Source organism: Roseibium algicola, assembly GCF_001999245.1.
In the GTDB taxonomy this organism is placed as follows: Bacteria; Pseudomonadota; Alphaproteobacteria; order Rhizobiales; family Stappiaceae; genus Roseibium; species Roseibium algicola.
Map to the genome: position 1 here is coordinate 1,981,242 of NZ_CP019630.1, position 13,495 is coordinate 1,994,736.

The window sequence follows — 13,495 nt, forward strand, 5'->3', positions numbered from 1 at the left end:
GGCTTCTCCGTCCCCTTCCGGTTCCTGAACCCAAATCACGGGTTTAGAGAATCAGTGTAGGGACCTGTTGGCCCTGCGTCACCTGCTGGCTGCCGAGATGACAGAAATTTAACCTGTCTGGGGGAGGCCGTTTCCGGGAATATCCTGTGAATTTCTCTTGGACTTTGCCTTTTGCGCGTACATTCTACCGTCAGCAACCCTAAGTAAATCTTCCACCGTAGCGGCATCGCCGGGATAGCTTGCAGAACCAATACTGGCCTTCACGTCGATACGGGCACCCGAATACTCGAAAGCCTCGGTCACACGCTCACCAAGTCGATTGAGAAAGGTGTCCTTCTCCTGGCGCCGCATGTTGCCTGGCGTCAACACGATGAACTCGTCGCCACCGACCCTGGCGACGGTATCCGTCTGCCGGATCTGGTTCTGCAGCCGCTGCCCGACCTCGATCAGAAGCTGATCGCCAACTGCGTGACCATAGTTGTCGTTGACCGGCTTGAAGGCATCCAGATCGACGTAAAAAATCTCGAAGCCCGCGCCACTGCGCTCGCACATGGCGGCAAGCTGGTGCATGCGGTCTTCCAGCAGGCGCCGGTTCGCCAGTCCTGTCAGCGGGTCATGCAGCGCCATGGAGCGAACCTTGTAGACTTCGCTGATCAACAGAAACGCCATGGCGCCAAAGACAAGCGAGATCAGGCTGCCGACGAGTTGCGTGATCCAGACCTGGTTGCCCGTGCTCGACCAGCCGGCCTCCGGAAGGCCGACAAGCTCCCAGTTCAGACCGCCGGGAAGATGCAGAGGCAGGGACACATGGTCCTTTTCAAGGAGAGACTGGCTGCCGAAAATCATGTTGTTGGAGGCAACCGCGCTCCGGTTCACAAGGCCGATACGGATGCCGTTGATGACATCCGTGATGCCGGCAGTCTTCATCATGCCCTCTTCGTCCAACACCAGGGTGGCGACACCCCAGTAACTGCGCTCCTTGAGCGGTTGCCCAAGGAAGCTGGCTGGAAAGATGGGAATTCGGATCAGGAGGGCCCTGCCCCCCTGCACAAGTTCCAGTGGGCCTGCAATCACGACGTCACGCGTCACCATCGCCTGCTGGATTGCGGGCCACTGCGCCGTGTTCATGCGGTAGTTCAGACCGAGCGCCGCCTGGTTTGGCTCCAGCGGAAACACCGCGCGAAGAATGTTGTTGGGTGCCAGGCCGATAGAGCGGATGGACGGATTTTCCTCGATCAGTTCGACCGCGATTTCCCGGTAGTCTTCCATATCGAATGGCTGTTCGACGAACTGGGACACATAGGCCCGGATCCCGAGACCGTGGGCCACTGTCCGGTTGATTTCGCCTTCAAGGCGCGCCCGCGCTTCGGAGAGCGAGGCGACGGCCTGACGTTTGTGCTGGGAAACAAGTTCGTTGCGGACCAGTTGACCGACATGCGCAGTGACGGCGATACCAGCGAGAAAACAGACGGCAGCAACGATGGAAGCGATCCACGTTCCATTCGACTTAGAAAATACATTCCTCGTCAAGTTGATGCCCATAGGGTCCTTGCCCGACCTTAGCCCACTTTCAACAGAACTACGTAACGTAAGATTTGTTAATTTTTCTTATAAATCAAATAAAAAAGCCGGGTAGTTAACCCGGCTTCTCTACAATTCAAGTCACGTCTGCGATGTCGACGAGATTTTACTCGGTCGGCAGCGGTGCAGGCGAATCGGCCTGTTCACGAAGGTAGGCAATCAGGTCTGCCCGGTCTTCCGGTTTACGCAGACCGGCAAAACCCATCGTGGTGCCGGAGATGAAGTTCTTCGGGGACTCCAGGAAGTGATCCAGCTCTTCGTAGGTCCACTCCGGATTTTCTTCACCGAATGCGGTCATTGCGGAAGAATAGCCGAAACCTTCGTGAGAACCAGGCTTGCGGCCGACGACATCCCAAAGACCCGGGCCAACCTTGTTGGCACCGCCCTGCGTGAAGTCGTGGCAGGCGGCGCATTTCTTGGCCACCTTCGCGCCGTCTTCAGCAGATGCTTCGACCAGACGCTCGGAGATCGGCACCACTTCCGGAACCGCGCCGACTTCCGAGGTGCTATCCTCTGCAGACGCCACGACGATTTCATAACCCGGTTTACCCGGGATCGTCGGATGGAAGATGATGTCGGAGACAATGCCGACACCCATAGTCAGAATCAGAACCATCAGTACCGCACCAGCGGCCTTGTTCAGCGTGAAGGAATCCATTCTCTCCGGCTCCAAGCTCATACGCGTCCGGGCCCGCAGCGTCGCTGCGACCCCTATCAGCTTTTCGAATTTTGCCGGAACCTACAAATTTTTTGACCTTGCTGTCCATAGCTTTAAAAGGGCATCTGATACGACAAACGGACGCGGCACGTGTTTTTTTGCATTTCTTCCGCCCGTCCGGCTCCATGGAGACCCGATTGACCGCTGCTCTTGTGATTATCCCGGCCCGCCTCGCTGCCACCCGACTGCCGCGCAAACCGCTTGCCGACATCTGCGGAAAACCCATGATCGTGCGTGTTCTGGAACAGGCCCGCAACGCGGATATCGGTCCGGTGGCCGTTGCCTGTGATGACAAGGACATTTTCGAAGCGGTGCAGGACCATGGCGGCAAGGCAGTCATGACGCGTGCCGACCACGCTTCCGGATCTGATCGCATTCACGAGGCAGCGGGACTGATCGATCCGGACGGAAAGCACGATGTCATCCTGAACGTGCAGGGTGATGTGCCGCTGATCGCACCGGAAGCCATCCGGGCGGCCTTTGCACCGCTCGCCATTGCCGATGTCGACCTGGGCACCATCATGACCGAGTTCACCAATACCGCCTTCCGGGACGATCCGAATTTCGTCAAGGCAGTCACCACACCCAACGGCCACGGCCATCATCGCGCGCTTTACTTTACCAGGGCCGTCGCCCCGCACGGTGACGGCCCGTACTACCACCACATCGGCATCTATGCCTACCGCAGGGCAGCCCTGGCGAAATTCGTCCAGCTGCCGCCTTCGCCGCTGGAACAGCGTGAAAAGCTGGAGCAGTTGCGGGCCCTGGAAGCGGGCATGCGGATTGATGCCTCCGTCATCGACAGCGCGCCGATGGACGTGAACACGCCCGAAGATCTGGAACGAGCCCGGGCGGCCTATCAGACAAACTGACGAAAGACTGCCGAAAGGCGGAAAGACATATGACCGACAGAAAAAGAATCGTGTTCCAGGGAGAAACCGGTGCCAACTCGCACATGGCCTGCCGGAGCGTTTATCCCGATTACGAAGCCATCCCCTGCGCCACCTTCGAGGACTGCTTTTCGGCCATGGCCGACGGGTCGGCAGACCTTGCCATGATCCCGATCGAGAACTCCGTTGCCGGCCGCGTCGCGGACATTCATCACCTGCTGCCCAAATCGGACCTGCACATCATCGGCGAATATTTCATGCCGATCCGGTTTCAGCTCATGGCGGTCAAGGGTGCAAAGATCGAAGACCTGAAAAAGGTGCAAAGCCATGTGCATGCCCTTGGCCAGTGCCGGAACGTGATCCGTGAACTCGGCCTGACGGCCGTCGTCGGCGGCGATACCGCGGGCTCCGCCCGGCAGATCGCCGAGCTGGGTGATCCGAGCGTCGGCGCTCTTGCGCCGGAAATGGCCGCCGAAATCTACGGTCTGGACATTCTGCGCCGGGATGTGGAGGATGAGGCGCACAACACGACCCGCTTCGTCATTCTCTCGCGCGACAAGATGGAGGCCGCGCACAACGGCCAACCGGTCATCACGACCTTCATCTTCCGGGTTCGCAACGTCCCGGCAGCGCTCTACAAGGCCCTGGGAGGATTTGCCACCAACGGGGTCAACATGACCAAGCTGGAATCCTATCAGCTTGAAGGGCAGTTTTTCGCGTCGATGTTCTATGCGGACGTCGAAGGCCATCCGGAAGATCCGAAGGTGGCCCTGGCGCTCGAGGAGCTGGCCTTCTTCTGTGCCGAGCTGAACATGCTCGGCGTCTACCGGGCAAGCCCGTTCAGGGACAAGATCAGGGAGCCGGAATCCAACCGTGCTCTCCGGCCCAATCCCTACTCGTAACGGCGGCTACCCGACACCACCAGAGGAACTCTATGACTGAAACAAGATTTGATGCCCTGTGCATCGGCAATGCCATTTGCGACGTCTTCGCCCATGTCGAAGAGGATTTCCTGCTTCAGGAAAACCTCGTCAAAGGCTCCATGCGCCTGATCGACACCGACGAGGCAGTACGCCTGTTCGACAAGATGGGACAGACCGTCCGCATTTCCGGCGGCAGCGCCGGCAACACGGCGGCTGGCATTGCCTCGCTCGGCGGACGCCCTGCCTATTTCGGCAAGGTTGCCGAGGACGAACTGGGCGACAGCTATTATCACGACATGAACGGCACCGGCGTCTATTTCAACACGCCCCGCCTCAAGGAAGGCAAGCCGACCGCCCGGTCGATGATCCTGATCACGCCGGACGGCGAACGCACGATGAACACCTATCTGGGTGCATGCACCGAATTCGGCATCGCCGATGTTGACGAGGAAGTCGTTGCCGCCGCAGCCGTCACCTACATGGAAGGCTATCTGTGGGACCCGGCAGACGCCAAGAAGGCGTTCCTGAAAGCTGCGGAAATCGCGCATGCAAACGGGCGTCAGGTCGCGATCACCCTGTCCGACTCATTCTGTGTCGACCGCTACCGCAGCGAATTTCAGGCCCTTCTGACCGATGGTGTCGTCGACCTGATGTTCGCCAACGAGCATGAGCTGAAAGCCCTTTACGAAACATCGGATCTGGACAGTGCGGTAAATGCGGCCCGGGACTCCGGTGCCCTGACCGCCCTGACCCTCGGCGAGAACGGTGCGATGGCAATCAGCCGCGAGGAAACCGTCAAGGTTCCCGCGCAGACTGTCGACAACGTGGTTGACCTGACAGGCGCCGGCGACCTGTTTGCCTCCGGCTTCCTGTTCGGACTTGCCCGCGACTACAAGCTCGCGGAAGCCACCGAGCTTGGTTGCCTGTGCGCCGCGAGCGTCATCAGCCACGTCGGCGCCCGGCCGGAACGGGCCTTGAAAAACATCGCCGGCCAGAGCGGCTTCGAGATCTGAACCTTTTCAGGGGCGGCCTTCGGGCCGCCCTTTTCGGAACCGGCAACTGCTACCGACGCATGCCGTTTTCCTTCGATTGCATTGCTTCAATCGCTGCCGCGATTGCCAGCACCTTTCGATCTGCTCCCGGCAGCCCATCGATTTCCAGGCCTGCGGGTACTCCGCGAACACTCCGTGCCATTGGCAAACTAACGCCAGGGGCACCAAAGAATGTTGCCGGTACCGTGTTGCGCATGGTCTTCCAGACAGACACTTCCTTGCCGTCAACGACGACACGCCCTTCTTCACCCAGTGCCGTTGCCGCAATCGGTGTCGTTGGAAAAATGATCGCGTCAAGTTTGTACTGCTCCAAATGCGCGCAGTATTGCTTGCGACACCGGGGGAGCGACACGGAAATCACATGCTCGTATCGTGCTGCCAGGTCCTTGGCGTCCGCACCACGCAAAGCCCCGTCAAATTCCTCACGAACGTATTGCCCGGCTATGCCGGCAACGAGCGACCGAACATCGACGGCAGCGCCAGAAACCGACAAGTACGCTTCCAGCGCTCTTTCCAGCTCCCACGCACGGATTGGCTCCGACATCTCGCCAAGCCAGCTTGAAACCTCCGGCATCTCTGCCTCAACCACCATGACACCCCAAGAGACAAGCTGGTCAACGGTTTCCTCAAACGCCTGGGCGACGCCGCTTTCCAGGCCGGACAGGAAATACTTTCCGGGAAGACCAAGCCGCAGGCTTCGAAGGTCGATGGCAGGCCGCTCACTCTGCCCACACAAAACGGCATCCAGAAGCAACAGATCTTCTGCAGATCGCGTAAATGAACCAGGCACATCGCGCGTTGGAAACAAGGGCATGACACCGTCAGTCTTGTAGCGGCCACTTGTGGGGCGAAAGCCGAAAACCCCGCAAAATGATGCCGGAATTCGCACCGAGCCTGCCGTGTCCGTGCCAAGAGCAGCCGGAACCAGACCCGCGGCCACGGCAGCGGCAGAACCACTGCTGCTTCCCCCCGCTGAGCGAGAAGGATCGTGCGGGTTTCGAACGGGGCCAGTGTGATCGTTGTTGCTGGTGATGCCGAAGGCGAGCTCGTACATGTTGGTCTTGCCGAAGACCAGTGCCCCGGCGTTTTCCAGTTTCGTGACCACCGATGCGGTCCTGTTGACCACGTGATCTTTCAGGCCTGGCGTTGCAGCAGTCGTCGCCATGCCGGCAATGTCGATGCAGTCCTTGATGGCAACGGGAATGCCATGCAGCGGCCCCAAGGGCCCACCGTTCGCCTGGTGCTCATCGGCCTTGCGCGCAGCGCTGCGGATATTTTCCGGGGCAAACTGGGTGAAGGCATTCAGGTCAACGAACCGTTCTGATCTTTCAATCAACGCCTCGACATAGTCTCGGCAGGACATTCTGCGGCCTCGAAACATCTCCACTGCTTCAACAACTGTCAGCCGCCAAAAATCCATGTCGGTTTCACCCCAAGCATCGGAACCTTCGTATCATCGCTGGTTTGCAGCCTTTGTCACTTGCTGTTCTCAAAAATAATGAAGTTGGCCTACCCGGTTAGGCGGCAACTTCAATCGCGTCTGTAACGCGCAAAATTTCCCTGACAAGCAACTCGAGGTCTTCGCTTCGTGTGCGGTGGTTGCAAATGGCGACGCGAAGGCTGTGACGGCCCCTGACAGTGGTATCCGAGAGCGCTGCAATGCCTTCCTCCTGAAGGCGAAGCATGATTTCCGTATTCAGAGCTTTCAGCGGAGCTTCGTCCATTCCGCCCGGGTCGTACCGAAAATTCACGATATTGATCACGGTCGGGGCCATGAGCCGCAGCCGCGGTTCGTTTTCGATCCTTGCCGAGAGCTCTTTGGCCTGAGAGATGTTCTGATCGATCAGGCAACCCAATGCTGCCGAAATGGCCGAACGCAGTGCGCTGACACCGGGAGCCCACTACCTTGTCAGCATGATCGTCGTTTCATTTGCAACCCTGGCCGGACAAACCGAACGGGCCGAGCGTTGGGCGAAAGATGTACGGTCCCGACGTGCCGACGCGACCAGGCAAATGTTTCTAGAGGCTTTTCCCTTCAAGGACCCGCAATGGCGTGCCCGTATAGATGCCTCATTGGATGCGCATGGTTTTTAACCGCGTATGAGACCGGTGACGGCAGCGTAAATTTGCCGCCGCCACCGGTCATTTCACCGGGTCTTACCAGGGCTGATTGGCCGGACCGACGGTGAATTCGTTGACCGTCGTGTCCTCCGGCAGCGACACTGCAAACTCGACGACCGCCGCGATCCGGTCGGCGGAGATGCCGTACTGGTCGTAAAGGGCATGGAAAGCTTCGGAACTGCCCTTGTCGCTGATCGTGTTCAGAAGTTCGGTGTTGATTGCCGCCGGGTAGATGGTTGCCGTGCGGATGTTGGTGCCTTCCATGGCAGATTCCATCCGCAGGACTTCCATGAACGAGCGTACGAACCACTTGGTGCCGCAATAGACCGCACCGCCAGGATAAGCCTTCAGACCAGCAACGGAAGAAGTCGCGATGACATGGCCGGACTTCTGTTCGGCAAAGGTCGGCATGACGGCTGCAACACCGTTCAGCACGCCCTTGACGTTGACGTCGACCATCTGCTCCCACTCGTTCGTCTTGAGTGCGGAAATCGGCGAGGACGGCATGAGCCCCGCGTTCAGGAAAATGACGTCGAGTTTTCCGTAAGTGTCCTTCGCCAGTTTGACGATAGCCTCGTTTTCAGCCGGTACGGTGACGTCCAGCTCCTGATAGATGGCTTCGCCGCCAGCAGCCTTGATCTCGTTCGCGATGGTTTCGAGCTTGTCGGTGCGCCGTGCACCCAGCACGATCTTCGCCCCCTTGCTGGCCAGCAGCTTTGCGGTTGCTTCGCCGATGCCGGAGGAGGCTCCGGTAATGATGACGACTTTTCCCTTGATGTTGTCGGACATGATAGTCTCCTTGGGTTCTGAGAGTTCTTGTTCAGGCAGAGGAATGGCCCGGTTCACCGGGTCCAGACAGATCCGTTCTGCCGAAGCGAAAGCGTTTTCGAAGGTGTCGAAAATGAAGACACCTGCAGTCGGGCAATCCCGACGGGTGGACAGGCCGTTCCAGAATTTGCCGATCTTTGGCCGTATCAGTCGGCCGCTTCGATGCGGACCGAAAGCGGTCCATCACCCAGAAGGGCATCGATCGACCCGTCGAATGCGCCGAGCCTCACGAGGCCCCGGGAATTCTGAAATGGCTTGTAGAAGATCGCGATGTTTCCCCAGGGCGCGTAGTGCGTGATGTCGCCCTTTCGCGGCGTGTAGCTTGCCGGGGCTTCGGAGATATCGAGCTTGCGTGGCAGGTCCGCGACCTTTTCTGTCCCGTGATAGTCGGTCAGGGTCAGGTCAAGTGGCAGCAGGGCCGCGAAGTCCCTGCCGGCGAGCGTATCGTCAAGCGTCGCCGGAAGCACAACGTCTTCTACGATCACCTTGATGCGGATCATGCGAGCCTCGTTCGATGGTTCGGTTGCGTTTCCGGAAGCCCCCGCCCCGGCGCAAAACAGTGTCATTGCCAACGAGAGCAATCTTGACCTGAAAGCGGGCATTGCGGGGTTCCTCCGTTCTGTTGCTTCCAATCTAGGCGTCAGACCGACAAGGATTAAGCCCCCTCCAGGTACTGCCTCTCATGAGCAGCACTCATTAATCCGCACCCAGGTCACACCGGAAGGAGTGGAGCTCGTGGACAGACGGACAGCCCCACCGGGTTCATGAGTGATCCTCATGACTGCTTCCGACAGAGCCACCATTATCCACGCGTGCGTCTTGCCTACGTTCTTGAGGAAGGCCGAAAGGCCGCATCACGACTGATGGAGACGACCTGAGATGAAACGCACCCTTGCAACGCTCGCACTCGTTCTTGCGGCTCCGGCTGCATTTGCACAATCCATGGAAATAACCCGCTCCGAAACCCTGGCGGGCCAATTGGGAAGCGGCGACTATTTTACCGGTACAGCCTATGTCGCCCCTGTTTTCCCGCCTGTCATGAACGATGTCAGCGCCGGTCACGTCACGTTTCTGCCCGGAGCCCGCTCCGCCTGGCATACGCATCCTGCGGGCCAGATGCTGGTCGTGACATCGGGGACCGGCTGGGTGCAGGAGCGCGGCCAGGAAAAGCAGATCATGCAGGCCGGTGATGTGGTCTGGTGCCCGCCTGACGTCGAGCATTGGCACGGCGCGACCGACACCACGGCCGTTTCCCATTACGCAATTCAGGCGACGGTTGACGGGTCCGCCGTTGCCTGGGGCGATCATGTGACGGACGAAGAATATGGCCAGTAAGCTTGCCGTCCAATTTTGTGGCGTCTTGTTTGCGATGCTGGTACCGGTGTCCGCCTCTGCAGCGGACACCGTGCTGAACGGCCTCGACTATCCCTGGGATATCGAAGCCCATGGCGGCAAGATTTATGTGACGGAGAAGAGCGGAACAGTCGGCATCCTTGCCGACGGTTCCTTCACGCGCCTTCCCGTCGAAACCAGTCAGCCGATCCTGGATGACCGCGGCGGCGGCCTGCTTGGTCTGGCCATCAGCCCGGACTTCCCGGACACCGGCCGCATCGTGCTCTACCAGCACTACGGCACCCCGGACGCCCGGATGAACCGTGTCATCGAGGCCGAACGCCTCGGGGATCGATGGAAAGAGACCCGGGTGCTGGTCGACGCAATTCCGGGCCACCCGCTTTACAACGGCGGACGCGTGGCCTTCGGTCCCGACGGCATGCTTTATATCACCACCGGTTGGACCGAAAACAGGGAGCGACCGCAAGACCTCGGCAACCTTGCCGGGAAGATATTGCGCGTGACGCCGGACGGCGAAATCCCTTCGGACAATCCGTTCGCGGGTTCACCGGTCTGGTCGCTCGGCCATCGCAATCCCCAGGGCCTTGCCTGGGACGCCTCCGGGCAGCTCTTCGCAGCCGAGCACGGCCAGTCCGGCCATGACGAGGTGAACCGGATTGAGCGGGGCGGCAACTACGGCTGGCCGCTGATCCAGGGCGATGAAACCCGCGACGGTCTGCTCGCACCGCTGGCGCATTCGGGCCAGAGCACCTGGGCGCCTTCCGGCCTGACCTCGGATGGTGACCGGCTGCTTCTTGCGGGCTTGAGAGTGAACGGCATTCTGGAAGTGACCACCGATGGCCGGGTATCCGAAGCCTACCAGGCGGGAGAACGTATCCGGGACGTGCTTGTGTCGGATGGGGTGATCTATGCAATCACCACAAACCGGTCTCCCCGGCGGGAAGGGGCTTCTGAAGACAGGCTGATCCGGCTTGATCCCTGATTGCATAATCGATGGACCTCATGAGCCCGGCACATATATGTGGGAGAGACAGTGATGATTCTGGATGATCAGAACGGGACGTCCCACATGCTCCGAGAAAATATCAATGATCTCATCGCGCTTGCGGCTGTTGCGGAGGAACGCAGTTTCACGCGCGCCGCAGCGCGGTTGAACGTGTCTCAGTCCGCCCTGAGCCACACGATCAAGGGACTGGAGCAACGCCTGGGCCTGAGGCTTTTGACGCGGACAACCCGTTCCGTCGCTCCCACGATCGAAGGCGAAGACCTTCTGGCTACGCTGACACCATGCCTTGAAAAGATCGAGGCCAGGCTTCAGGCACTCAACGATGCACGTGACCAGCCCACAGGAACAGTGAGGATCGTCGCGACGGAATACGCCATAGAAAGCCTCCTTTGGCCGAAGCTGTCTCCGGTTCTCAAGGCCCATCCGCTGGTCAATGTCGAATTCGTCATGGACTACGGATACACGGACCTTGCCGATTCCCAATGTGACGCAGGTGTGCGGTATGGCGAACAGGTCAGCGAGGGCATGATCTCGATGCGTATCGGTCCGGACGAGCGTATGGTCTGTGTCGGATCACCCGACTATCTGGACAGGGTTGGCGAGCCGGAAACACCCCAGGATCTCGCGGACCATAGTTGCATCAACCTGCGGCTTTCCACCCATGGCGCACTCTATGCCTGGGAATTCGAAGACAAGGACGGCAACGAAATCCGGGTGAAGGTAAAGGGACAAGCCTGCTTCAATACGATCAACCCGGTCATGCGTGCGTCCGTGGACGGTCATGGACTGGCACTGGTTCCCGAAAGGTTGGCGCAGGAACATCTTGCGGCCGGAACCTTGCGCACATGTCTTTATGACTTCAGCCCGTCGTTTCCCGGTTTTCACCTTTATTACCCCAGCCGGCAAAAGCCCTCGTTCGCCTTCCAGGTCGTCCTGGATGCCCTGCGGGATCGCGGTTGAGCCCACTCATGAGGTGACGTCATGAGTGGCTTGAAAGACCCGGTTATTAAGATACGTTTTTTGCGCTCCAGATTAGCAGGGTAATTGCCCACTTGCCGAAAGGGAGCTCCCGATGAAATCCATTCTCACCGCAGCCGGTCTGGCGTTGATGGCCACGACTGCAGCCGCTCAGGACGCGGCAGGAACCTTGCCTGCAGCCGTTGGCCGCGTTGCCCCGGCACTTGAAGCCTATGCGAAGGACGATCTATTCGGTGCGGAATGGAACGGGGCAGGCCTTTCCAAGAGAGACCGGGCACTGGTCACCTTTGCCGCCCTCATGACGCGGCACGAGACCGGAAATCTTGCAAGCCATGTGTCGTTGGCTCTCGATTCAGGCGTTACACCGGCAGAGATCTCCGAAACCATCACCCACCTCGCCTTCTATACAGGCTGGGGCAATGCCACCGCGGCCGCCGAAGCAGCCGCGCCGGTGTTCGAGGAAAGGGAGATCACCATTGAAGACCTGCCGGCCTCCGACCCGGACCTGCTGCCGCTCAACGAAGAGGCCGAAGCTGCCCGTGAAAACCTCGTACGCGGCAACTATGCGGATGTGAGCATGGGTGTCGTGGACAACACGCGTGAGCTGCTGTTCCGCGATCTCTGGCTGCGTCCCGATCTCGCACCCCGCGACCGGAGCCTCGTGACGGTTGCCGCCTTGATTGCAGCCGGTCAGCCCGAACAGATGACATTTCACCTCAACCGCGCCATGGACAATGGCCTGACACAGGAAGAAGCCGGTGCCATGCTTTCTCACCTGGCATTCTATGCCGGTTGGCCGAAAGTGTTTTCGGCTTTGCCGGTTGCCAAGGCCGTGTTCGAAAAACGCGCACAGTGACCGGTTCCCGCCGAAGCCGGCCTTGCCGCACGAAAGATCGGAACTGAGACATGAAGATAGGCATTCTGGGGTCGGGTCTGATGGGCGCCAAGCTCGGACAGCTCTGGGCGCGTTGCGGCCATGATGTGACCTTCGCCTATTCCCGCAGCCGCTCGAAGCTCGAGCGTCTCGCCCAGGCGGCAGGCGCCTCGCACGGGTCGGTGGCGGATGCAGTCGAGAACGCGGACGCGCTGCTGCTGGCCGTTCACTGGTCGCGGGTGAACGACGTCCTCGCGCAAGCCGGGGATCTATCCGGAGCCGTGGTCCTGAACTGCTGTGTGCCCCTTGATCCGACGAACACGGATCTGGTGGTCGGCATTCAGTCGTCCGGAGCCGAAGAGCTGGCCGCCATGCGGCCGCAGGCCCGCTGGGTTTCCTGTTTCAACACGGTTCCCTCCGAGGCTTTCATGCCGGTTTTTTCGCAAAAGGAACGGACACCAAGGCCGCAAGTCCTGGTTTATGGGGACGATGCCGGTGCGAAGGAAGTTGCCGGTCTCCTGATCCGGGATATCGGTTTCGATCCTCTTGAAGCCGGCCCACTTCGCACGGCCCGCTTCGCGGAGCCCTTTGCCATGATCACCGCCGAGTTGGCTTACAGCCAACCCGGGGGGCCTGCCCTAACCTACCGTTTTGAAAAGCTACGCGGCTGACCGCGCAACAAGCATCAGGGAGTTGAAAATGAAAATCATCCGTTCCGGGACTGCTTCGTCCGTCAAGGGGCCAGACGACTGGTTCACTGGCACTGTGCGCATCGACCCGCTTTTCCAGGCCGAAGAACCCGGCCGGACCGGAGGTGCCCATGTCACCTTCGGGCCCGGCGCACGCACGGCCTGGCACACCCATCCGGCCGGACAGACGTTGATCGTGACCTTCGGCCGTGGCCGGGTTCAGCGCGAAGGCGGCCCCGTGGAAGAGATTTCCCAGGGTGACGTCGTCTGGTTTCCGGCCGGAGAAAAGCATTGGCACGGTGCCGCACCCGACACAGCCATGAGCCACATCGCCATTCAGGAAAGCATCGACGGCTCCCCCGTCACCTGGATGGAGAAGGTCTCGGACGAAGACTACACCGGCTGAACGACCGCCAGCCGGGCCCAAAGGCCCGGCTGCCATACCTCGGAGAATGTCCGTTTTCCGACGCCTGCGACTGATG

At 59.8% G+C, this 13,495-nt stretch carries 15 protein-coding genes; 9 read left to right on the top strand and 6 right to left on the bottom strand.

All coding sequences use genetic code 11. The annotated features are described in order from the left end of the window. Positions 1-108: 108 nt before the first annotated feature. A complete protein-coding gene (locus tag B0E33_RS09275) occupies positions 109-1,530 on the bottom strand; it encodes a diguanylate cyclase (RefSeq protein ID WP_208997791.1) in 1,422 nt (473 codons plus the stop codon). A 157-nt stretch (positions 1,531-1,687) separates the two neighbouring features. Then, positions 1,688-2,239 (bottom strand): c-type cytochrome, encoded by a 552-nt coding sequence (locus tag B0E33_RS09280; RefSeq protein WP_022999061.1) that lies wholly within the window; start codon positions 2,237-2,239, stop codon positions 1,688-1,690. A gap of 185 nt (positions 2,240-2,424) precedes the next feature. On the opposite strand from B0E33_RS09280, the gene B0E33_RS09285 reads away from it, so the two are divergent. Genes B0E33_RS09285 through B0E33_RS09295 form a run of 3 tightly spaced genes read left to right on the top strand, consistent with a single transcriptional unit; the run spans position 2,425 to position 5,125 of the window. Beyond that, positions 2,425-3,171, top strand: coding sequence for a 3-deoxy-manno-octulosonate cytidylyltransferase (locus B0E33_RS09285; RefSeq protein WP_022999062.1), 747 nt, complete (start codon positions 2,425-2,427; stop codon positions 3,169-3,171). Between the two features lie 29 nt (positions 3,172-3,200). Next, positions 3,201-4,091 (top strand): prephenate dehydratase, encoded by an 891-nt coding sequence (locus B0E33_RS09290; RefSeq protein WP_022999063.1) that lies wholly within the window; start codon positions 3,201-3,203, stop codon positions 4,089-4,091. Positions 4,092-4,123: 32 nt separating this feature from the next. Next, positions 4,124-5,125, top strand: a complete 1,002-nt coding sequence (locus B0E33_RS09295) for an adenosine kinase (RefSeq protein WP_022999064.1) — start codon at positions 4,124-4,126, stop codon at positions 5,123-5,125. 49 nt (positions 5,126-5,174) lie between these two features. Here the strand turns inward: B0E33_RS09295 and B0E33_RS09300 are convergent, their stop codons facing one another. From B0E33_RS09300 to B0E33_RS09320, 4 genes are all read right to left on the bottom strand, one after another. Next, entirely contained in the window at positions 5,175-6,527 is a 1,353-nt protein-coding gene (locus tag B0E33_RS09300) for an amidase family protein (protein WP_167579511.1), read from the bottom strand. Positions 6,528-6,681: 154 nt separating this feature from the next. Continuing rightward, on the bottom strand, positions 6,682-6,939 hold the full coding sequence (locus B0E33_RS09305) for a hypothetical protein (RefSeq protein WP_197923148.1): 258 nt from the start codon (positions 6,937-6,939) through the stop codon (positions 6,682-6,684). Between the two features lie 382 nt (positions 6,940-7,321). Next, positions 7,322-8,074 (bottom strand): SDR family oxidoreductase, encoded by a 753-nt coding sequence (locus tag B0E33_RS09315; RefSeq protein WP_077291024.1) that lies wholly within the window; start codon positions 8,072-8,074, stop codon positions 7,322-7,324. 185 nt (positions 8,075-8,259) lie between these two features. Continuing rightward, the gene (locus tag B0E33_RS09320; RefSeq protein ID WP_197923149.1) at positions 8,260-8,613 is read right to left on the bottom strand and encodes a cyclophilin-like fold protein; all 354 of its coding nucleotides are present in this window, start codon (positions 8,611-8,613) and stop codon (positions 8,260-8,262) included. Positions 8,614-8,992: 379 nt separating this feature from the next. Here B0E33_RS09320 and B0E33_RS09325 point away from each other — a divergent pair, with 379 nt between their 5' ends. From B0E33_RS09325 to B0E33_RS09350, 6 genes are all read left to right on the top strand, one after another. Further along, positions 8,993-9,448 (top strand): (R)-mandelonitrile lyase, encoded by a 456-nt coding sequence (locus B0E33_RS09325; RefSeq protein WP_022999070.1) that lies wholly within the window; start codon positions 8,993-8,995, stop codon positions 9,446-9,448. Continuing rightward, the gene (locus tag B0E33_RS09330) at positions 9,438-10,448 is read left to right on the top strand and encodes a PQQ-dependent sugar dehydrogenase (protein WP_077291025.1); all 1,011 of its coding nucleotides are present in this window, start codon (positions 9,438-9,440) and stop codon (positions 10,446-10,448) included. Before B0E33_RS09325 ends, B0E33_RS09330 begins: the two co-directional genes overlap by 11 nt. An 87-nt stretch (positions 10,449-10,535) precedes the next feature. Beyond that, positions 10,536-11,432: a LysR family transcriptional regulator gene (locus B0E33_RS09335; protein ID WP_055659269.1), complete on the top strand. Its 897-nt coding sequence runs from the start codon at positions 10,536-10,538 to the stop codon at positions 11,430-11,432. Positions 11,433-11,544: 112 nt separating this feature from the next. Then, a complete protein-coding gene (locus B0E33_RS09340; RefSeq protein ID WP_022999073.1) occupies positions 11,545-12,306 on the top strand; it encodes a carboxymuconolactone decarboxylase family protein in 762 nt (253 codons plus the stop codon). Between the two features lie 50 nt (positions 12,307-12,356). Further along, positions 12,357-12,995, top strand: a complete 639-nt coding sequence (locus B0E33_RS09345; protein ID WP_077291026.1) for an NADPH-dependent F420 reductase — start codon at positions 12,357-12,359, stop codon at positions 12,993-12,995. Between the two features lie 28 nt (positions 12,996-13,023). Beyond that, complete coding sequence (locus tag B0E33_RS09350; RefSeq protein ID WP_077291027.1) at positions 13,024-13,419, top strand: (R)-mandelonitrile lyase; 396 nt, start codon at positions 13,024-13,026, stop codon at positions 13,417-13,419. Positions 13,420-13,495: the final 76 nt, after the last annotated feature.